Annotated in this window: 17 protein-coding genes, 2 tRNA genes and 2 pseudogenes; 10 read left to right on the forward strand and 11 right to left on the reverse strand. The window is 71.0% G+C overall.

Annotated features, from left to right (window positions below):
• Positions 1-33 precede the first annotated feature (33 nt).
• The 5 genes and pseudogenes from ACZ4RZ_RS29115 to ACZ4RZ_RS29135 form a co-directional block, all read left to right on the forward strand.
• Complete coding sequence (locus ACZ4RZ_RS29115; RefSeq protein ID WP_467748997.1) at positions 34-1236, forward strand: MFS transporter; 1203 nt, start codon at positions 34-36, stop codon at positions 1234-1236.
• Positions 1211-1508, forward strand: a pseudogene (locus ACZ4RZ_RS29120) (beta-ketoacyl synthase N-terminal-like domain-containing protein); the annotation flags it as partial. The gene ACZ4RZ_RS29115 and the pseudogene ACZ4RZ_RS29120, both read left to right, overlap by 26 nt.
• Positions 1509-1537: 29 nt before the next feature.
• Complete coding sequence (locus ACZ4RZ_RS29125) at positions 1538-2761, forward strand: condensation domain-containing protein (protein ID WP_467748947.1); 1224 nt, start codon at positions 1538-1540, stop codon at positions 2759-2761.
• Positions 2762-2800: 39 nt separating this feature from the next.
• Positions 2801-4135: a M18 family aminopeptidase gene (locus ACZ4RZ_RS29130; protein ID WP_467748949.1), complete on the forward strand. Its 1335-nt coding sequence runs from the start codon at positions 2801-2803 to the stop codon at positions 4133-4135.
• A 132-nt stretch (positions 4136-4267) separates the two neighbouring features.
• Positions 4268-4988, forward strand: a pseudogene (locus ACZ4RZ_RS29135) (phosphopantetheine-binding protein); the annotation flags it as partial.
• A gap of 35 nt (positions 4989-5023) precedes the next feature.
• Here the strand turns inward: ACZ4RZ_RS29135 and ACZ4RZ_RS29140 are convergent.
• The 6 genes from ACZ4RZ_RS29140 to ehuB all read right to left on the reverse strand — a co-directional run bounded on the left by ACZ4RZ_RS29140 (position 5024) and on the right by ehuB (position 9302).
• Positions 5024-5097 (reverse strand) — tRNA-Lys (locus ACZ4RZ_RS29140).
• Between the two features lie 134 nt (positions 5098-5231).
• Positions 5232-5990, reverse strand: a complete 759-nt coding sequence (locus ACZ4RZ_RS29145; protein WP_467748950.1) for an IclR family transcriptional regulator — start codon at positions 5988-5990, stop codon at positions 5232-5234.
• 241 nt (positions 5991-6231) lie between these two features.
• Positions 6232-7008, reverse strand: coding sequence for an ectoine/hydroxyectoine ABC transporter ATP-binding protein EhuA (gene ehuA / locus ACZ4RZ_RS29150; protein WP_467748952.1), 777 nt, complete (start codon positions 7006-7008; stop codon positions 6232-6234).
• Positions 7009-7018: 10 nt separating this feature from the next.
• Positions 7019-7669, reverse strand: a complete 651-nt coding sequence (gene ehuD / locus ACZ4RZ_RS29155) for an ectoine/hydroxyectoine ABC transporter permease subunit EhuD (protein ID WP_467748954.1) — start codon at positions 7667-7669, stop codon at positions 7019-7021.
• Positions 7666-8394, reverse strand: a complete 729-nt coding sequence (gene ehuC, locus ACZ4RZ_RS29160) for an ectoine/hydroxyectoine ABC transporter permease subunit EhuC (RefSeq protein WP_467748956.1) — start codon at positions 8392-8394, stop codon at positions 7666-7668. The genes ehuD and ehuC overlap by 4 nt, the downstream gene beginning before the upstream one ends.
• Positions 8391-9302 carry an ectoine/hydroxyectoine ABC transporter substrate-binding protein EhuB gene (ehuB, locus tag ACZ4RZ_RS29165; RefSeq protein WP_467748958.1) on the reverse strand — a complete coding sequence of 304 codons (912 nt, stop codon included), beginning with the start codon at positions 9300-9302 and terminating at the stop codon, positions 8391-8393. The genes ehuC and ehuB overlap by 4 nt, the downstream gene beginning before the upstream one ends.
• Positions 9303-9399: 97 nt before the next feature.
• Between ehuB and ACZ4RZ_RS29170 the strand changes: the two genes are divergently transcribed.
• On the forward strand, positions 9400-9894 hold the full coding sequence (locus ACZ4RZ_RS29170) for a DUF3830 family protein (RefSeq protein WP_467748959.1): 495 nt from the start codon (positions 9400-9402) through the stop codon (positions 9892-9894).
• Here the strand turns inward: ACZ4RZ_RS29170 and ACZ4RZ_RS29175 are convergent.
• Both ACZ4RZ_RS29175 and ACZ4RZ_RS29180 read right to left on the reverse strand, forming a co-directional pair.
• On the reverse strand, positions 9875-11299 hold the full coding sequence (locus tag ACZ4RZ_RS29175; protein ID WP_467748960.1) for an amidase: 1425 nt from the start codon (positions 11297-11299) through the stop codon (positions 9875-9877). The two genes, ACZ4RZ_RS29170 and ACZ4RZ_RS29175, sit on opposite strands and share 20 nt — an antisense overlap.
• A 19-nt stretch (positions 11300-11318) precedes the next feature.
• Positions 11319-12260: a D-2-hydroxyacid dehydrogenase gene (locus tag ACZ4RZ_RS29180; RefSeq protein WP_467748962.1), complete on the reverse strand. Its 942-nt coding sequence runs from the start codon at positions 12258-12260 to the stop codon at positions 11319-11321.
• A gap of 255 nt (positions 12261-12515) precedes the next feature.
• Here ACZ4RZ_RS29180 and ACZ4RZ_RS29185 point away from each other — a divergent pair, with 255 nt between their 5' ends.
• From ACZ4RZ_RS29185 to ACZ4RZ_RS29195, 3 genes are all read left to right on the forward strand, one after another.
• The gene (locus ACZ4RZ_RS29185; protein ID WP_467748963.1) at positions 12516-13313 is read left to right on the forward strand and encodes a maleate cis-trans isomerase family protein; all 798 of its coding nucleotides are present in this window, start codon (positions 12516-12518) and stop codon (positions 13311-13313) included.
• On the forward strand, positions 13310-14041 hold the full coding sequence (locus tag ACZ4RZ_RS29190; protein ID WP_467748965.1) for a maleate cis-trans isomerase family protein: 732 nt from the start codon (positions 13310-13312) through the stop codon (positions 14039-14041). Before ACZ4RZ_RS29185 ends, ACZ4RZ_RS29190 begins: the two co-directional genes overlap by 4 nt.
• A gap of 246 nt (positions 14042-14287) precedes the next feature.
• Positions 14288-15394: an LLM class flavin-dependent oxidoreductase gene (locus tag ACZ4RZ_RS29195; protein WP_467748966.1), complete on the forward strand. Its 1107-nt coding sequence runs from the start codon at positions 14288-14290 to the stop codon at positions 15392-15394.
• Between the two features lie 7 nt (positions 15395-15401).
• Here the strand turns inward: ACZ4RZ_RS29195 and ACZ4RZ_RS29200 are convergent, their stop codons facing one another.
• Entirely contained in the window at positions 15402-17321 is a 1920-nt protein-coding gene (locus ACZ4RZ_RS29200; RefSeq protein ID WP_467748967.1) for a putative bifunctional diguanylate cyclase/phosphodiesterase, read from the reverse strand.
• A 324-nt stretch (positions 17322-17645) separates the two neighbouring features.
• Here ACZ4RZ_RS29200 and ACZ4RZ_RS29205 point away from each other — a divergent pair, with 324 nt between their 5' ends.
• Complete coding sequence (locus ACZ4RZ_RS29205; protein WP_467748968.1) at positions 17646-19376, forward strand: M6 family metalloprotease domain-containing protein; 1731 nt, start codon at positions 17646-17648, stop codon at positions 19374-19376.
• Positions 19377-19519: 143 nt separating this feature from the next.
• Here the strand turns inward: ACZ4RZ_RS29205 and ACZ4RZ_RS29210 are convergent.
• Both ACZ4RZ_RS29210 and ACZ4RZ_RS29215 read right to left on the reverse strand, forming a co-directional pair.
• Positions 19520-19593, reverse strand: a tRNA-Lys gene (locus ACZ4RZ_RS29210).
• Positions 19584-20273, reverse strand: a complete 690-nt coding sequence (locus tag ACZ4RZ_RS29215; protein ID WP_467748970.1) for a bifunctional DNA primase/polymerase — start codon at positions 20271-20273, stop codon at positions 19584-19586. The genes ACZ4RZ_RS29210 and ACZ4RZ_RS29215 overlap by 10 nt, the downstream gene beginning before the upstream one ends.
• Between the last annotated feature and the right edge of the window lie 369 nt (positions 20274-20642).

Below are 20642 nucleotides of genomic sequence, written 5' to 3' on the forward strand. Positions count from 1 at the left end.
TACTCCGTCTCCTCGTACGGCACCTTCCTCAACATGGTGGCGCTCAATCTGTTCGTCTACGCCACCACCGACAGCGCGCTCGCCATGGGGCTGTTCATGGCGGTGCGGCTCGGGGCGGGGTTCCTGGCCGGGATGGTCGCGGGGCGGATGCCGGCCCGGTTCGCAGTCAAGCCGGTGATGCTGTGGGCCAATGTGGTGCAGGCGATTGTCATGCTCCTGCCGGTCGTGACGCCGGACGGCGGGCCCCGGACCGGGGTGCTGTTCACCGTGTCGGCGGTCGTCGGCGCGTGCAGCACCGTCTTCATGGTCGCGCTGCGCAGCTCCATCCCCGACCTGGTCGGGGCGGACCGGCGCGGCTGGGCCAACTCCCTGATGGTGGGCGGGCGTTCGCTGGCCATGGTCGCCGGGTTCGCCTCGTCCGGTGTGGTGGTGCCGTGGCTGGGTTTCACCGCCGCGTTTCTGGTGGACGCGGTGAGCTTCCTCGTGTGCGCGGGGGCGGTGGCGTGGCTGCCCGGGGTGGCGCGGACGGTCGTGTCCGAGGAGCCGGTGCCGGACGGTGAACTCCGTGAACGGAAGGGCGTGTTCGGGGCGGCGACGGCCTTGACCGCGGTGCCCGCGCTCGGGCTGATGGTGTCTCTGCGCGGGATCGACGCGCTCGGCTCCTCCTCCCACAACGCGGCCCTGCCCGTCTATTCGAGTGCGCTGGACCCGGACGATCCGGCCGCGTTCGTCAGCCGCTTCTGGCTGTTCTGGGCACTGGGCAATGTGCTGGCGCAGCAGGTCATCCAGAGCTGGGCCAAACGCACCGGCCGGTCCGTCGGGGCGCTCGGCTTCGGCCTGGGCACGGTGGTGATGTCGTCCGCGTTCATCCTCGGCTTCGCCGGCTTCCCGATGGCGGCGACGATCGGGATCGCGCTGACCGCGGGCGCGGCGGACGGACTCACCGAGGTGTCGTACACCTCGCATCTGCAGACCCTTCCGGAGACCCTGCGCGGCCATGCCTTCGGCCTGTCGGCCACCCTGGAGAACCTCGGCTTCGGGCTCGGCATGATCGCGGTGTCGACGGCCCTCGAATCGTTCTCGGCGTTCACCGTTGTGGCCTGGTCCCACGGGGTCGCCATCGTGATTGCGGGGATCTACCTGCTCAGGTTGTACGCCGTCCGAGGAGCAGAAGCGGAGGGGGCGAGTGGTGCGTACAGCGGTCGTCGGGATGGCGCTGAGGTTCCCGGGAGCTGACTCGCCCGCCGCGTACTGGCGGGACATCCGGGCCGGAGTCTCGCACGTACGGCGATTCAGCGACGCCGAGCCGGCGGCCGCCGGCCACCCGCCCGAAGAGTACGGCGCCCCCGACTTCGTGGCCGCGAGCGCCCCGCTGCCCGGGATCGACGGCTTCGACGCGGCCTTCTTCGGCATGAGCGCGCGCGGCCACCGTCGCCGACCCTCGGCAGCGGCTCTTCCTGGAGTGCGCCCACCATGCCCTGGAGCACGCGGGGTACGCGCGGCCGCGGGCCGGCTCACCCGGCTTACGGATCGGCGTGTGCGGGAGTGCGGGATTCCGGCTGTACTCGCTGCCCAGCGCTGCACAGCCGCCGCGCGGGGCCGCCCGCACGGTCTGCCCGAACCGGCCACCCCGTGCCCGGACTACGCGCGCCGGTTGCGGGAGAACGCCGACCCGGCGCGGGAGGCGCGCAGGGCGGCGTACTGGACCCGGTACCTGGACGGGATACCCGCGAGGGCCGAGATACCCGGCGACCGGCCCCGCCCCGCCGAGCCGAGCGGGCGTGGCGACACCCTGCGCGGCTCGGTCCCTGGTGAACTCCGCGTCGCCGTCAAGGAGTTGGCGGCCGACCGGCACGCGACGCCGTTCGGGGTGGCCGTCGCCGCGCTCGGGGTGCTGCTCGCCCGCCGGTCCGGGGAGCGGGCCATCGTGATGGGCACGCCGTACGCGAACCGGGAGCGTGGCGCGTTCGAGTCGCTGGTCGTGCTGACGGCGACCAGCGTGGTCGTCCGGGTCACGCCGGACCCGGAGGAGACACGGGGTGGGCTGGTGGAGCGCACGGGCGCGGGCGCGCTGGAGGTGACGGCCCATGTGCTGCCGACGGCCCGGATCGTCCGGGCGCTGCGCGAGAGCGGCGCGTTCGAGTCGCTGGTCGTGCTGACGGCGACCAGCGTGGTCGTCCGGGTCACGCCGGACCCGGAGGAGACACGGGGTGGGCTGGTGGAGCGCACGGGCGCGGGCGCGCTGGAGGTGACGGCCCATGTGCTGCCGACGGCCCGGATCGTCCGGGCGCTGCGCGAGCGCGGCGGGTTCGAGTCGCTGGTCGTGCTGACGGCGACCAGCGTGGTCGTCCGGGTCACGCCGGACCCGGAGGAGACACGGGGTGGGCTGGTGGAGCGCACGGGCGCGGGCGCGCTGGAGGTGACGGCCCATGTGCTGCCGACGGCCCGGATCATCAGGGCACTGCGCGAGAGCGGCGCCCGCGAGGTGCCCGAGCGCTTCCCGCTGACCATCGCCTTCCAGAACTCCCTCGACACGGAGATCGAGATCCCCGGACGCGACGTCGAGGTGAGCGACCTCGCCCCGCCCGTGTCCCGCGCCGACCTCTGCTTCGGACTCGCCCCGTGCCGCGACCCGGCCCGGGGCTACCGCACGTTCCTGGAGTACTCCACCGACCTGTGGGACCCGCCACCGCGCGGGCACTCGTCCACGACCGGATCGCCGTACCGGCCGAACTGTGCACCCGGCCGGACGACCCGGTAGCGCCCCTCCTCCACCCTCAACAGCACCTGAAAGGCACTCATGTCCCCCACGCATGACACTCAGGACACGCAGGACAAGCAGGACACGAACGGTGCGTACGACCGCGCTCACAGCGACGATCTGCTCACCTTCGTCAGGGCCAGCCCCTCGCCGTACCACGTGGTGGCGAGCGCGGCGCAGCGGCTGGAGAAGGCGGGCTTCGAGGAGCTGCGCGAGACGGACGACTGGACGGCCGGTGCCGAGGGCGGCAGGTATGTCGTACGAGGGGGAGCGCTGCTCGCCTGGTACGTCCCCGAAGGTGCCCCCGCCCGCACCCCGTTCCGGATCATCGGCACCCACACCGACTCGCCGAACCTGCGGGTCAAGCCCACGCCCGACACCAGCTCGGCGGGGTGGCGGCAGATCGCCGTGGAGATCTACGGCGGTGTACCGCTCAACACCTGGCTCGACCGCGACCTGGGCATCTCGGGGCGGCTGACCCTGCGCGACGGCTCGACCCGGCTCGTCTGCGTCGACAAGCCGCTGCTGCGCGTGCCGCAGCTGGCCATCCACCTCGACCGGACCGTGAACGAGGGCCTCGCCCTGGACCGGCAGCGGCACATGGCCCCGTTGTGGGGGCTCGGCGGCACTGAACCCGGCGCCCTGCTCCGCCGGATCGCCGACGAGGCCGACGCCGGCTTCGCCGAGATCCTCGGCTGGGACCTGATGCTGCACGACATCCAGTCGCCCGGATACCTGGGCGCCGACGAGGAGTTCATCGTCTCGCCGCGCCTGGACAACCAGATCTCGGTGCACGCGGGCGTCACGGCCCTGGTCGCCGCCGCCACCTCGCGGCCGCCCGCGCACATTCCCGTGCTCGCCGCCTTCGACCACGAGGAGGTCGGCAGCGGTTCGGAGTCCGGCGCCCAAGGTCCGCTGCTGGAAAGGGTGTTGGGCCGCAGTGTCGCGGCGCGCGGCGGCAGCGGCGAGGACTTCAGCCGGGCCCTCGCGGGAGCCTTCTGCGTCTCCGCCGACATGTCCCACGCCGTGCACCCCAACTACGCCGAACGGCACGACCCGGACCACCACCCGCTGCCCAATGGCGGCCCCGTCATCAAGGTCAACGTCAACCAGCGGTACGCCACCGACGGCACCGGAGTCGCCGCCTTCGCCGCGGCCTGCGAACGGGCCGATGTGCCCTGGCAGCCGTTCGTCTCCCACAACACCATGCCGTGCGGCACGTCGATCGGTCCGATCACCGCGGCCCGCCTCGGCGTCACCACCGTGGACGTGGGCGTACCGGGGCTTTCGATGCACTCGGCGCGGGAGCTGTGCGGGGTGCGGGACCCGGGGCTGCTGGCCCGGGTGCTGACCGAGTTCGTGACCTCGGGGTGAGGCGTCGGAGCAAGGCATCGGGGTGAGGCACCGTCCGTCAGTGGAGCGGCCCGAGGGAGAGAAGACTGTGGAAGAGACCCATCTCATCAGCCTGTCCTTCGCCGGGGCGGGCGGGTCCTTCTTCAAGCCCTGTATCTGGGTCGGCCCGAGCTCACGGCCGAGCGGTTCGTGACCGACCCGTACGGCGGCGGGCGGCGCTACCGCGGCGGCGACCTGGGGCGGCTGCGCGCCGACGGTCCGCTGGAGCACCTGGGCCGGATCGGCAGCCAGGTGAAGGTGCGCGGTTTCCGCATCGAGCTGGACGAGATCCGCTCGGTGCTGCTGGAGGATCCGGCGGTCACGGCGGTCACGGCGGTCACGGCGGTCACGGCGGTCACGGCGGTCGCGGCGGCCGCGGTGGTGCTGAGCGGGGATGCCCTAGAGGACGCGGCCGGGGTGCGGACCGACGCGTATGTCGTGGTCGACGGGGGCGAGACCGGGGACGTACGCCGTCGGGCTGCCCGGCTGCCGTCGGATCACATGCTGCCGACGACGGTCATCGCCCTGCCCGCCCTGCCGCTCACCCCGAACGGCAAGCTCGACCGGGGGCGGCTGCCCGCACCGGCGGCGGGCGTCCCCGTACCGACGGCCGCGCCCGTCGGGCGGCTGGTCGCGGTGCTCACCGAAGTCTGGGAGGAGATCCTCGGCGTCCCCGTCCGCCCCGACGACAACTTCTTCGAGCTCGGCGGAACCCCCTCCACGCCCTCCGGCTCGGCGCCGCCCCGCGCGCCCCCGGCCTGCCCCCGCTTCCGCTGCGCCTGCTGTCACGACCCCGACGGTGCGCGCCCTGTCGGACGTACCGGGACATGCGTGAAGGCCCCCCACTGCTGTGGAGGGCCTTCACCAAGGTGCGCCGCCAGGGACTCGAACCCCGGACCCGCTGATTAAGAGTCAGCTGCTCTAACCAACTGAGCTAGCGGCGCATGACTCCCGCCTCCCGCTCTCGCGGTCGGCGACAAAAGAAATACTACCTGGTCCGCAGAGGTGCTCCTGACCACCCGGCCGCGCGCTGGATCGCCGGGGACGGACGGCCCGGGCGTGATCCGAAGGACAGGCCCTAGATCGCCAGGGACAGCAGGACCGGGGTCGCCCCCCGGTTCAGCGTGTCCGCGGCCTGCCGGAGCCGGTGGGCATGCTCGACCGGCAGGGACAGGGCGAGGCAGCCGACGGAGGAGCCCGCCGTGATGGGGACGGCGGCGCAGACCGTGCCGACCGCGTACTCCTGGAGGTCGAGCACCGGCACCGTAGGAGGCTGGGCCTCCAGACGGGACAGCAGGAGCCGCTCGCTGGTGATGGTGCGCGAGGTGAGTCGGGCCATCTTGTGGCGGGCTAGGTGGTCACGCCGGCCCTTGTGGTCGAGCTGGCCGAGCAGGCTCTTGCCGACCGCGCTGGCGTGGGCGGAGGAGCGGAAGTCGACCCACTCGTTGACCGCGGGGGTCGCGGGGCTCGTGGCGCACTGGGTGACGTGCACCTCACCGTCGATGTAGCGGCTGATGTAGATCGCGGCGCCGACCGAGTCGCGCAGCCGGTCGATGGTCTGCTGGAGCTTCTCGCGCAGCGCCTGGTCGCGGCCGTGGGCGGAACCGAGCCGGCTCAGGGCGGCACCGGTGACGTACGCGCCGTCGGCGATCTGCTCGACGTACCCCTCCCGGCGCAGCATCCGCAGCAGCGCGGTCAGGCGCTCGGTGCCGAGGCGGGTCTGTCGGGCGAGTTCGGCGTCGGTGACACCGGTGGAATGCCGCGACACCGTCTCCAGGACGCGGAGGGCGTCCTGGGCCGAGTGGTACGGCGCGGTCGGTTCGTGCATCAGCGCCACGGTTTCCCCCTGCGCTTCATGGGCCCGGCTCGAACAAGACACAGCCCGGAGAACCGGGCTCCCTCAACGATAACCACCAAAGCGATTGCTGTGAGCGTGTGTTGACGAGATTCATGGCGCGCTCCAACTCTCTCAGCAGGAGCGCGCCACTCTGGCATATGCCAGCGTCATGGCACGTGGGGCATGCCCCACGTGCCGGACCTCGCGGCTTCCCGCGCCCGTTCGCATGCACTCCTCGTAGTCACAGAACCGCGCTGAGAAATTCCCGGGTCCTGTCGTGCTCCGGATCGCTGAAGATCTGCTCCGGTGAACCGGCCTCGATCACGCGGCCGGAATCGAACATCAGGACCTGGTCCGAGATGTCCCTGGCGAAATTCATCTCGTGGGTCACACAGAGCATCGTGATGTCCGTGGTGCGGGCGATGTCACGGAGGACGTCGAGGACCCCCGCGACCAGCTCGGGGTCGAGCGCGGACGTCACCTCGTCCAGGAGCAGCACCTGCGGACGCATCGCCAGCGCCCGGGCGATCGCCACGCGCTGCTGCTGGCCGCCGGACAGCCGGGTCGGGCGCTCGTCGCACTTGTCCGCGAGGCCCACCAGGTCGAGCAGTTCGCGGGCCCGCGCCTCGGCCTCGTCCTTGGACAGGCCGAGCACGGTGACGGGCGCCTCGGTGATGTTCCTCAGCACGCTCATGTTCGGGAACAGGTTGAACTGCTGGAAGACCATCCCGATCTTCTTGCGCACCTCACGGATCTGCTTCTCGCCCGCCGGGAAGAGCCGCTCCCCGGCGACCGTGATCGTGCCCTCGTCCGGCTTGGCCAGGGTCATCAGCAGCCGCAGGATCGTCGTCTTGCCCGAGCCGGACGGGCCGATCAGAGTGACGTGCTTGCCGGAGTCGACGCGGAAGTCGAGCCCGTCCAGAACGGTGTTGCTCCCGAACCGCTTGGTGACCTTGTCGAAACGGATCAGCTCGGCGCCGTCCACCGGGGGATTGGCGTGCGCGTCGGGGTCTTTCATCAGAGGGGTGTCAGCGGACAAGACGTCGCTCCAGGGCTCGCATGAGGAGGGAAGCCGGATAGGAAATGAGGATGAAGGCCACGCCGATGACCGTGAGCGGCTCGGTGAACTGGAAGTGCTGCTGCGAATACAGCCGCGCCTCCCCGAGCATGTCCAGCACGGTGATCGCCATCAGCATCGGTGTGTCCTTGAGCATCGAGATGACGTAGTTGCCCAGCGCGGGCACCACACGGCGGATCGCCTGCGGCAGGATCACCGCGGTCCAGGTGCGCCGCAGGGGCAGACTGAGTGCCGTGGCCGCTTCCCATTGGCCGGACGGCACGCCCTCGATGCCGGCCCGGTAGACCTGCATCGTGTACGTCGAGTAGTGCAGGCCGATCGCGACGACACCGGTGGTCAGCGCGGAGAACGTGATGTTCCACTCGGGCAGCACGTAGAAGAGGAAGAACAGCTGCACCAGGAGCGGGGTGTTCCTGATGAACTCGGTGACGACCCCGACCGGCCAGCGGACCCATCGTGTCGGCGTGCGCATCAGCAGCGCCCACACCAGTCCGAGGGCGAACGAGATCAGCGAACCGAGGGCCAGCGCCTGCAGGGTGACCAGCAGCCCGTCCCAGAAGTGCGGCATGAAGTCGCCGACCGCGCTCCAGTCCCAGTTCATGCGGCACCTCCGCTCGCCGCGCCCACGCCGGCGGTCTCTGCGCGGCGCAGTTCACGCTGGGACGGCCCGCGCTCCGGCTCCTTGCCGATCCCGGCCTTCAGCCGCTTCTCCAGGCCGCGCATCATCCGGGTGAGCAGGAAGGCGATGACGAAGTAGATCAGCAGGATGTACGAGTAGATCTCCGCGCTCTGCTGCAGCGCGAGCCGCACCAGATTGCCGCTGAAGGCCAGATCGCCCATCCCCATGATGGAGACCAGGGCCGTGCCCTTGAGCAGCTCGATCAGCAGGTTGCAGAAGGAGGGGATCATCTCCGGCACCGCCTGCGGCAGCAGGACCAGCCGCATCCGCTGCCAGGGCGTGAAGCTGAGCGCGATACCGCCCTCGCGCTGCGCGGGGTCGACCGCGTTCAGGGCGCCGCGCACGATCTCACTGCCGTACGCCCCGTACGTCAGTCCCAGCGCGAGCGTGCCCGCCCACATCGGCACGAGCTGCCAGCCGAAGGCGAGCGGCAGCACGAAGTACACCCAGAAGATCATGATCAGCGCGGAGGTGCCGCGGAACACCTCGGTGTAGAAGCCTGCGAGGAAGCGGACTATCCACAGCCGGTGGGTGCGCGCGATCCCTACGACGAAGGAGACCGCACAGGCCAACAGGGCGCTGTAGACCAGTAGTTGGACGGTGATCCAGATCCCTTTGAGTACGAGTTCCCAGAGTCCCGAGGTCATCCGCCGCAGAGCTCCTTCGCGGTCATGTCGGTCATCTCGGCCTTGGTGAAACCGAAGGGCCTGAGGATGCGGAACAGTTCGCCGCTGTCCTTCATCTTCTTCAGCTCCACGTTGAAGGCGTCCCGCAGCTTCGTCTCGGCCGACCGGAACGCGAAGCCGCCACCGTCGACGTGCGGCTTGCCCTTCACCAGGGGCGCGAAGGGCTTGGTGCTCTCCGCCTTGCGGGACTTCTTGACCACTTCCCGTGTGGTCAGCGCGGTCCCCGCGAAGACGTCGGCGCGCCCCGCCTCGACCGCGTTCAGCCCGGCCACCTGATCCGGCACGATCAGGATGTCGCTCTCCTTGTATCCGGCCTCGACCGCGTACTGGATCTCCGCGTACCCCGTGCCCGTCGCGAACTTGGCCTTCTTGGCGACGATGTCCTTGTAGTCGTGCAACCCCTTCGGATTGCCCTTGCGCACGATGAACGCGTCGAGCATCTGGTAATCAGGGTCGGCGAAGATGACCTGCTGGCAGCGCTCGGGGTTGATGTACATCCCGGCGGACACGACGTCGAACTGCTGCGAGTTGAGCCCAGGAATGAGTGAGCCGAACTCGGTCGGGACCGGCTGGACGCGATCGACCCCCAGCCGCTTGAACACGGCCTTCGCGAGTTCGGGCGCCTCGCCGGTCAGTTCGCCGTTCTTGTCGATGTAGCCGAAGGGGATCTCGCCCGCGATGCCGAGCCGTACGACACCCTGAGCCTTCAACCGGTCGAGGAGATCACCGCCGTTGTCGGACGCCGTGGCGACCCGGCTGCAGCCGGCGGCCCCCAGCGCCCCGACCGCACCGAGCGCGGAGGCGCCCGCGAGCAGCGACCGCCGGCTCGGCCCTCGTTTCTCTGTGTCATTCCCAAGTGGTGGAGCCATGGCCGCGCGACTACCCGGGGTCATGCGAAGTATTCGGATCGATTTGAGCCCCGTCCGCTGCCGAGGCCACCTTGACCGCCGCGGGACCATGGAATGCATGGACGATCGCTTTATCGAAATCTCCCTGGTCAAGCGGGGAGTCCACTGCACGGCGAAGCTCCTCGACGACAGGGCGCCGATCACCTGCGCGGCGGTGTGGGACGCGCTCCCGCTGGGCGGCGACGTCTACCACGCGAAATACGCTCGCAATGAGATCTACGCGCTTTTCCCGCCTTTCGCGAAATCGGAGCCACCCCTGGAAAATCCGACAGTTACCCCGATTCCCGGAGACCTCTGCTATTTCGCCTTCGCGGGCACGGAGCTGGGCACCAAGTCCTACGGCTACGACACCGACGTACGCCCCGGCACCACCGTCGTCGACCTCGCCCTCTTCTACGAGCGCAACAACCTGCTCCTCAACGGCGATGTGGGCTGGGTGCCGGGCATCGTCTGGGGCCAGGTGGTCGACGGCCTCGACGCGATGGCCGAGGCCTGCAACGACCTGTGGCGCTCGGGCGCGCTGGGCGAGACGCTCAGCTTCCGGCGGGCCTAGGCCCTGTCGTGGCCGCGGGAGTCACTCCCGCGGCTCCCGCCTCGTACAACGTGTGCGCCGTCCGCAGGACGAGGTCGTCCCGATGCCGGGCGGCCACGATCTGCAGGCCCACCGGGAGGCCGTCCGCATCCACCCCGACAGGGACCGTCGCGGCGGGCTGCTGCGTCATGTTGAAGGGGTACGTGAACGGGGTCCACCCCGTCCATCGACGCTGCCCGGAGCCCTTGGGGACCTCGGCGCCCGCCTCGAAGGCCGTCAGCGGCAGGGTGGGCGTCACCAGGACGTCGTACGACTCGTGGAAGCGCCCCATCCGCCGCCCGAGCTCCATGCGGACGTCCGCCGCGGCGAGATAGTCCAGCGCGCCGAAGCGGGCGCCGATGCCGCAGATCTCGCGGAGACCGGGGTCGAGCAACTCCCGCTGATGGGGCCCGAAGTGCTGGGTCACGCGGGCCGCCCCGCTGAACCAGAGCGTGTGGAAGGCGTCCACCGGATCGGTGAAGTCGGGGTCGGCCTCGGTGACGTACGCGCCGAGGCCCGCGAGCCGCTCCACCGCCCGCCGTACCGCCGCCGCGACGGCGGGCCGGACCGCGACCTGCCCGCCCAGCGAGGGCGAATAGGCGACCCGCAGCCCCCGCACCCCGCCCTCCAGCGCGTCCACGAAGGACCCGCCGACCGGCCCCAGTGCGGACCAGTCCCGCGCGTCGGGCCCGCTGATCACGTCCAGCATCAGCGCGGCGTCGGCGGCGTCCCGGGTCATCGGCCCCACGTGCGAGAGCGTCCCGAAGGCGCTCGCGGGATACAGCGGCACTCGCCCGTAGGTCGGCTTCAGCCCGAAGATCCCGCAGAAGGCGGCCGGGATACGGACGCTGCCGCCGCCGTCCGTGCCGAGGGACAGCGGGCCCGCGCCGAGTGCCACGGCCGCCGCGCTGCCGCCGCTGGAGCCGCCCGCCGTGCGCGAGACGTCGTACGGATTGCGCGTCACCCCCGACAGCGGCGAGTCCGTGACGCCCTTCCAGCCGAACTCGGGCGTCGTCGTCTTGCCGAGGAAGACCGCGCCGTGCTCGCGCAGCCGGGCCACGGACGGCGCGTCCTCGTCCCAGCGCCCGTGCGGATCAATGGTTTTGGAGCCGCGCAGGGTCGGTGCGCCGCGCATGAGCAGGATGTCCTTGACGGTGACCGGGACGCCGTCCAGCAGGCCCGCGGGCTCGCCGCGCCGCCAGCGTTCCGCCGACTCCCCGGCCCGGGTGAGGGCTTCGTCCGCGTCGAGGCGTACGAACGCGTTCACGGCGGGCTGGACGCGATCGGCCCGTTCCAGGGCCGCGCGTGTCGCGTCCACGGGGCTGAATTCGCCCTTGCGGTAGCCATCGACGAGTTGTACGGCGGTCAGCTCGGTGAGTTCCGACATCGGCCCCTCCAAAGGGAGTTCACTGTCCCGGCACGTACCCACGTTTCTTGTCGACGACGTTCGGCAGCGGCTTTCCCGCCGCCCAGCGCTCGTACAACTCCACGAACTGCGTGCCCAGTGCGTCCCGCCAGCCGGCCGTGTCCCCGCTCATGTGGGGCGACACGATCAGCCCGGGCACCTGCCACAACGGGCTGTCGGGGCCGAGCGGTTCGTGCTCGAAGACGTCGAGGGCCGCACCCGCGATCCACCGCTTCGACAGCGCCTCGGCCAGCGCGTCCTCGACGACGAGCTGCCCGCGCCCGACGTTGATGAAGCGCGCCGACGGCTGCATCACCCCGAAGCGCCGCGCGTCGAACATGCCGCGCGTGGCCTCGGTGAGCGGCGCCGCGCACACCACCCAGTCGGCGCGGGCCATCAGCCGGTCCAGCTCCTCCGGGCCGTGCACGCCGCTGCGCGCGGCGCGCCCCACCAGCGCCGTTGTGACGTCAAGTGCCTTCAGCGTCCCGACGATCGCCCGTCCGATCGGCCCGGAGCCGACCACGCAGGCACGGGTGCCCGCCACCCGCTGCGACTCGCGGTGCCGCCACTCCCGCTGCCGCTGCAGATCCCAGCTCCGCGGCAGATCCTTCGCCATGGCCAGCACCAGCGCGGCGACGTACTCCGCGATCGGCTGATCGAAGACCCCGCGCGCGTTGGTCACCACCGTCTCGGACGCGGCGAGCTCGGGGCACATCAGATGGTCCACGCCCGCGCTCGCCGTGTGCACCCAGCGCGGCCGCGGACCCTCGCCGGGCCAGTCACGGCGTACGGCGTGCGAGGTGAAGTCCCAGACCAGCAGGACGTCCGCGTACGGCAGCCGCTCGGCCAGCGTGGACTCGTCGGCGTGCTCGATCCGCACCTGACCGGTGAGCCTGCCGAGGCGGGGGAGGGGGTCGGCGTCGAGGACGAGGAGGGTGGTCATCGGGGGCAACCGTTTCGCAGGGCGGGTCCGCTTTTCGGGGGCGGCGCGGACCGCGCGGGCGGGGAGGGATCAGGTCCGCTTTCCAGGGTTTTCCGGAGAATGAGGGGTATCTGGGTAGGTGTGAGAGGAAAGGTGCGTGCGAGCCGTCTGAGATGCGCGGATTGACCACGCTCGCACCGGAACCTACCTTCGTCAACACGGGCTCGCGTACGGTCCGTTGCCCACCCGTTTCTGTTCGTGAGGCCGGTGCCTGCCATGGATGTCTCCTTTCTGGGCGGCCCCCGCCCGCAGCGCGGCATCGGCGTCGTCGCCCCCTTCGACTTCGCCCTCGACCGGGAGCTGTGGCGCTGGGTGCCGGACGACGTCTCCCTGCACCTCACCCGCACGCCGTTCGTGCCGGTCGAGGTCAGCCTGGACCTGGCCCGCCTGGTCTCCGAACACGAGACGCTCGGCGACGCGGTGCGCGCCCTGACCGCGGTCGCGCCCGAGGTCGTCGCGTATGCCTGCACCTCCGGCAGCTTCGTGGGAGGCGTGGCCGGGGAGCGCGCGATGTGCGAGGCGATGACGCGGGCGGGAGCGGTCGGCTCGGTCACCACGTCCGGCGCTCTCCTCTGCGCGCTGGAGGAGCTGGGCGCCCGCCGTATCGCGCTGGTGACCCCGTACACGGTCTCGGTGACCCAGTCGCTGGAGGAGTATGTGGCCGAGGCGGGCATCGCGGTGACGGGCCGCGCCTTCATGGGCCTGACCAGGCACATCTGGAAGGTCCCGTACCGCGATGTGGTGGAGATGGCCCACCGGGCGGTACGGGGTGAGGTGGACGCCCTGTTCATCAGCTGCACCAACCTTCCGACGTACGACGTCATCCCCCAGCTGGAGGCCGAACTGCGCATCCCGGTCCTCTCGGCCAACCAGGTGACGATGTGGGCGGCGCTGCGTCAGCTGGGTACCCGGGCCGTGGGTCCCTATCAGGCTCTGCTCGACGAGTCCGCTCGTCGGGGGCCCGTACTGCCGGAAGGGCCCGTACTGCCGGAAGAACAGGAAGGTTGGGCATGACCGCACTCGGATTCCTCTACCCCGGTCACTCGGGCGAGGACGACTACCCGCGCATGGAGCAGTTGCTCGGCAGCGACATCCGGCTTCCCCTCGTCCACACGGAGATCGGCGAGGACGCGCACCGGGTCGACGCGCTCCTCGAGATGGGCTCGGCGGCCCGGCTCGCTGCGGGAGTGGAGGAACTGCGCCTCTCCGGTGCCGAAGCGATCGTGTGGGCCTGCACCAGCGGCAGCTTCGTGTACGGCTGGCAGGGCGCCCATGAGCAGGTCCGCGCGCTCGCCCGGACCGCGGGGCTGCCCGCCTCCTCCACGTCCTTCGCCTTCGCGCACGCGGTGCCGGAGATCGGTGTCCGGCGGGTCGCGGTTGCGGCGACCTATCCGGAGGATGTGGCCGCGCTCTTCGCCGCGTTCCTGAAGGACGCGGGGGTGGAGGTGGTCTCCGTGCGCGGCGCCGGGGTCATCACCGCCGCGGAGGTCGCCACCTGGGGGGCCGAGCAGGTCCTCGCCCTCGCCCGGGAGGCCGACCATCCCGACGCGGAGGCGATCCTCCTCCCCGACACGGCCCTCCATACGGCATCCCACATCCCGGCCCTGGAGGCCGCTCTCGGCAAGCCGGTCCTCACCGCGAACCAGGTCACCGTCTGGGAGGGCCTGCGCCTGGCGGACCGCCGCGTGAACGCCCCCGAGCTGGGCACGCTGTTCACGAGGGAGCCGATCGTGCAGGTGTGAGGGGTTTTCGCCCCCGCCGCCCCTACCCATTCCCGACCTTGGGGGCTCCGCCCCCAAACCCCCACCGGCCGTCAGCGCGACAGCAGGGAGTCTGGGGGCGGCAGCCCCCAGGTACGGGACAGGTACGGGCGGAGGGGGCGAAACAAACCCCTAGCACCCACCCCGCGCCGCACCCGGGAATAACCGGAGACCGCCTCCTGTTACTACTCGCCGGACAGTATCGCGCACGTATCTGGAGGCACCCCGGTGGACGAGACGGACGAGATCCGAGGCACGGCGACGGGCACCGCCCCCGTACCCCTGTCGGTCCTGGACCTGGTCACCGTAGGAGCGGGCCGCACCGCGACCGACGCCCTGAGCACCAGCGTCAAGCTCTCCCGCCTCGCGGAGTCCCGCGGCTTCCACCGCTATTGGGTCGCCGAACACCACTCGATGCCGGGCGTGGCATCGTCCTCCCCCGCGGTGATCCTGGCCCACCTGGCCGCCCACACGACCCGCATCCGCCTCGGCTCCGGCGGCGTCATGCTCCCCAACCACGCCCCCCTGGTCATCGCGGAGCAGTTCGGCACACTGGAGGCGATGGCCCCGGGCCGTGTCGACCTGGGCCTCGGCCGAGCCCCGGGCACGGACGGCGCGACCGCGGCGGCCCTCCGCCGCACCGACCGCCTCAACGAAGGCGCCGACGACTTCCCCGAGCAACTCGCGGAGCTCACCCGCTTCCTGGACGACGACTTCCCCGACGGCCACCCCTACGCCCGCATCCACGCGGTCCCCGGCCCCGTCCAGTCGACGTCCCCCGGCGGTGTGCAGTCCCCGCACCGTCCTCCGATCTGGCTCCTTGGCTCCTCCGGGTTCAGTGCCCGCCTCGCCGGAGTCCTGGGCCTGCCCTTCGCCTTCGCCCACCATTTCTCGGCTCAGAACACGATCCCGGCGCTGGATCTCTACCGCGAGTCCTTCCAGCCGTCAGAGGTCCTGTCCTCCCCCTACGCCCTCATCGGCGTCGCCGCCCTCGCCACGGACGACGAGAAGGAGGCCCGCCGCCAGGTCATGGCCGCCGCCCTGAACATGGTCCGCCTGCGCACCGGCCGCCCGGGTCTGGTCCCGACGCCCGAGGAGGCGGAGGCGTACGAATTCAGCTCCATGGAGCGTGAGTTCATCACCAGCTGGAACGCCAATGTCATTCACGGCACCGCCGACGAGGTCCGCTCCGGCCTCGACGACCTGCAAAAGCGCACCGGCGCCGACGAGTTGATGATCACGGGCAACGCCCACAGCGGCGACGTACGCCTGCGCTCCTACGAACTCATCGCGGACGCGTACGGGTTGCCGAAGCCTCAGTCGCCCCAGGCCTGAGCGGGTCTCAGGCTTGACGGGAGTCGGTCGCCGTCAATAGTGCGGAGATACGATCCGGCGCCACCGGCCGCGAGTACAGCCAGCCCTGGCCGGTGTCGCAGCCGATGCCGCGCAGCCGGGAGGCCTGCGAGGCGGTTTCCACGCACTCGGCGGTGACCGTCAGGCCCAGCCGGTGGGCGAGTTGGATGAGGGCCTCGACGATGACCTCGTCGGCGGGGTTGGGATGAGCCCCCGTGTCTTCGTACTGGAAGCCCCGTACGAAGGAGCCGTCCAGCTTCAGGACGGAGACCGGGAGACGGCTGAGGTAGGCGAGGTTCGAGTAACCGGTGCCGAAGTCGTCGATGGCGATACGGACGCCCATGTCGCTGAGGGCCTGCAGGGCCTGGAGGGGGCGGCCGGCCGAGCCCATCACCGCCGACTCCGTCAGCTCCAGCTGGAGGAGGTGCGGGGCGAGACCGGTCTCCGCGAGGATGTCCGCCACGTCGGAGACCAGGTCGGAGTCCCAGACCTGGCGCACCGCCACGTTCACGCTGACGAAGATCGGCGGCGCGTCCGGGTGGTCCAGTTGCCAGCGGCGGGCCTGGCGGCAGGCGGTGGCGAGCACCCAGCGGCCGAGCTGCACGATCGAACCGTCTTCCTCGGCCAATCCGATGAACCGATTCGGCGTCAGCGTTCCGAACTGCGGGTGGTTCCAGCGGACCAGGGCTTCGACACCGCGTACGCCGCCGTCCTCCATGCCCACCAACGGCTGGTACTCCAGGGCGAATTCACCGCGCTCGACGGCCGCGCGGAGGGTTGAGGACAGGGCCTGGCGGGTCATCCGGTGGGCGTTGCGCTCCGGGTCGAAGAGGGTCCAGCGGCCCTTGCCGTCGGCCTTCGCCCAGTACAGCGTCGTGTCCGCGGCCTGCATCAGACCGGTCGCGCTGGTCCCGGCGGCGCGCCGCTCGACGACTCCGATCGACGCGGAGAGGGACAGCCGCTGACCCGAGAGGTCGAACGGCGCCTGGAGGACCTTCAGGACGGATTCGGCGAGGTCCGCCAACTGGTCCGTGCCCGTGGAGTCTTCGACCAGGAGCGCGAACTCGTCGCCGCCCAGTCTCGCCACCAGGGGAGTGGCGGCTCTCGCGTAACCCGCCTCGTCGGCGCAGCTCGTCAGGCGTTCGGCGACGGCCGCGAGCAGCCGGTCCCCGACGCGGTGGCCGAGCGTGTCGTTGACCGCTTTGAATCCGTCGAGGTCCAGGTAACAGAGCCCGATCCGGCCGGTGCCGCCCTCCTCGTACGCCTCCGCCTCCAGCGCGGCCGAGAGGCGCTCGAAGAACAGGGTGCGGTTGGGCAGCCGGGTCACCGGGTCGTGCATCTGCAAGTGGCGCAGCCGCGCCTGGAGTTCGCGCCGGGCGCTGATGTCGGCAACGGACAGCAGGACTGCCTGTTCCTGCGGGGGCAGCGGCGCCACCGTCACCTGGACCCAGAGGGAGTGCCCGTCGGGGTGCTTGAGGCGCCGGGTGCAGCGCAGCCGGGCCTGCCGGCCGCGCAGCACCTCGCGGTACGAGTGCCAGGTGCGGGCGTCCGACGCCAGGTCCACGAGATCGGCGGCGATCCGCCCGGTGAGCGCGTCCGCACCGCCACCGAGCAGCGTGCCCAGCGACTCGTTGGCCGTGACGATCAGGCCCTCGCGGTCGACAACGGCCATGGCGAGGGGCGCGGTGGCGAAGACGGCCTGGAAGGTACGGGGTGACGTTCCGTCGGGTACGGGCGTGTCGGAGGGCGTGTCGGCAGAGGCGTACGGGTCAGGAGGTGACCCGCGGGAGACAAGCGCGCCGGGAGACGACCCGGCGCACATACGAGGAGATGTGCCGATGTGACGCTCTGTAACGGCCGGCCGGACGAGGCCTGCCGAGGGCGCCGGCCCTTCGGACGTTCCGCTCACCGCTCGCTCCCGCAGTGCACTCGTTTTTCGTATAGGTCTCTCGGAGTGGTCGGCCGGTGCTGGACGGCCGAACAAGCCGTGTCCGTGCAGGAAAGTGTGCCGATCATAGAGGGTGGCCTCGGGGAGTTGCAGCCACTGTCCAGTGTCCCGGAACAACTGCCGGTTCTGACAGATCGTTTCTGCCTCCATCTGGACGGGTTACTTCCCCGGCCGATCGTATGTGACGTTCCGTGAGTGTTCGGGGTGTCGGCCTCGTGTGGCCCCTCACCCTTCTGGTGCAGACAAACAGGGCAAAGTAATACAAATTCGCCCAGGCTGGGTGCGGTGTCCCGAAGTCCGCACCCGGAGGTCGACGTGCCGCGTCCGCTCCCCCTGAGAGGTCTCACCCGTGAGGCCCTGCAGGGTTTCACCCGTGAGGCCCTGCGGAGCCTCACCCGTGACGGGACGCCACGCTGGCGCAGCACCGCGGCCGTGTTCACCTCGATGACCGCGCTCGCCGCGACCTCCCTGATGCCGGGCCCCGCGCTCGCCGAACCCCGCTGGGACCCGTGCGCCCTGGAACGGACCGAGGCACACCACTCGGAGGGCGTCGACACCTGGGACGCCGCCTATGTGCGCCCCACCCACGCGCTCGACGCGGTGTTGGTCTTCCTGTCCTTCCCGGACTCCACGCCGCGGACCACGCCCGCCGAACTGACCGCCGACTACTTCCCGGCCACCAGCGACTTCTTCGAGCGCGCCTCGTACGGCAAGTTCACGGTGCGGCCGTACTCCCTGCGCGACTGGATCCGGATGCCGCACACCTCCAAGTCGTACGCCATACAGCGTGACTGGAATTCCGCGCACCGCGCCGCCTATCTGCGCGACGCGCTCGCCGCGGCCGACCAGCAGGTCGATTTCTCGCGCTACGACATCGTCTACTTCGTGGCCGACCCGGACGCGCCGGGCGTCGACTCGGACGCCACGAAGGTCGTCAACCTCGACACGCCTCTGGAAGCCGACGGGAAGGACATCCGCCGCGTCGTCACGGTCTTCGAGAAGCACCCGCCGGACCGCCTCGTCCTCGCCCACGAGACCGGCCACGTTTTCGACCTGCCCGACCTCTACCACCGCCCCTCCGACGGCAAGGGCGACTGGGACACCTACGTCGGCGACTGGGACCTCATGGGCAGCCAGTTCGGCCTCGCGCCCGACCTGTTCGCCTGGCACAAGTGGAAGCTGGGCTGGCTGGAACCACACCAGGTGGCGTGCGTGCACGGCACTGGCAGTACGTGGGTGACGCTGGAGCCGCTGGGGGCGGGGCCGGAGACGGTGGGGGCGGCCGGGGCCGGGGCGTCGGGATCGTCGTGGGGCCTGGGGTCGTCGGGGGGCCTGGGGTCGTCGTGGGCAATGGGTCCGCCGGGGCCCTTGGCTTCGCCTGGGTCCTTGGGTCCGCCCGGCCCCTTGGCTTCGTCCGGGTCCTTGGGTCCGCCTGGGCCCTTGGCTTCGCCCGGCCTCTTGGGTCCGCCCGGCTCCTTGGGTCCGCCCGGCCCCTCGGGTCCGCCTGGGCCCTTGGCTGCGTCCGGGTCCTTGGGTCCGTCGGGGTCCTTGGCTGCGTCCGGGTCCTTGGGTCCGTCGGGGTCCTTGGCTGCGTCCGGGTCCTTGGCTTCATCCGGGGCCTCGGTGCCGCCGGTGGCGTCGGGTTCGCCCGTTCCGCCGGGGCCGCACGCCTTCGGTTTCGGCCGGGGCACCAAGCTTGCGGTGGTTCCGACCGGCGCCGACAGCGCGATCGCCTTCGAGGTGCGCGGCTCGGCGGGCAACGACGGCACGACGTGCACGCAGGGCGTCCTCGTCTACCGCGTCCACAGCGAGGCCGAGTCGGGCGGCGGCCCGATCGAGGTCCTGGACGCGCACCCCCACACCGAGTCCTGCTGGGAGGACTCGGTCTACCCGCCACTCGCGGACGCGCCGGTGGCGCTCGGGGAGACCTACACCGTGCCGGGCGAGAAGATCCGGATCGAGGTGGAGGGCCGGACGGTTTCGGGGGCGTGGACGGTGAAGATCACGACGGGGTGAGCCGGCCGCGACTCCGGTCACTGGGTCAACCTCACGGGGGTGTGGGCGGCGGAGCCCCCCACAGCGCGCGGCGAAGGCCCGCGAAAACAACGATGGCGAGGCCGGTTCGCGTTCTCCGCGAACATGCCTCGCCATCGCTAGCGTGCGCCGCCAGGGACTCGAACCCCGGACCCGCTGATTAAGAGTCAGCTGCTCTAACCAACTGAGCTAGCGGCGCCTGCTGACGTCGTAGACCTTAGCATCCTGATCGGCGGGAGGAAAAATCGATATCCGCACCGCGGCGGAGGCGGCCCCGCGGGCCGCCCGGACGGCCGCCCAGAGCAGGATCTCGGGGCCGGGAAGCCAGGGATGCCGGGTGTCGGGGGCGACGAGCCAGCGGGATTCCAGGCGGGCGGCGGCGCTCGGTCCGGTGCCGTCGACGCTCAGCGCGGGGACGGTGACCGCGTCCCCCGTGCCGTGGCAGAGCAGCGGCGGCACCGCGCCGCACCGCCCCACGTGCCGGGCGCCCTCCTGGCCCTCGGCGCCGCGGGAACCCCACTCCTCCCACTCCAGGAGCGAGGGCAGCCGCTGAGCCGTACCGGGCGCGGCGAACAGCAGCATCCGCCCGCGGTAGGCCGCCACCGGGCCGGAGCCGGGCCCGTCGTCCCATAACCGGTCCAGCATCCGCCGCCCGAAGATCGCCGGAGCGTTGACGACGTCGAAGGGGCTGCCGCAGGGCAGGACGACCGGAGCGCTCGGCCGTTCTGCCCACAGGGCGAGCGCGCTGCGCGGATACGTTCCTGCCGAGGCGAGCCAGGCGGCGCCCTCGGAGGTGACACCCGCGATGTCGAAACGGTCGGGCAACGGTGCCCCGGGGCCGTGGGGGGAGGTGGTTGCCGGGTTCCGTGTGCTGCTCATGCCGATTACATCTACCGGCGGTAAGCGGTCCGTCTCGAAGGGTTGCCAGAAATCGGGACAGGAGGGGGTGGGGTGGAGTATCTTGCCCCGCTGGCATATGCCAGCGGATCTTGTGATGCCCGGCAGGCGTCGCCGCCACTCAGCCGGCGACTGGCGCCCCGATCGGCACCGGACGGCCCGTCGGTGCCCCGGTCGTCTCCGGGTGGTCCGCCGACTACCCGGTCGGCGCCGGATGGCCCGTCGGTGCCCTGGTCGTCTCCGGGTGGTCCGCCGACTAGGGTCTGTCGTCAAATGATCTTGGGTGGTGGATCATGGTCGGGTGATACGTCGTCATGAACTGTCGGATGCCGAGTGGGAGTTCGTCCGCTC

Source organism: Streptomyces sp. NPDC027189, assembly GCF_055566975.1.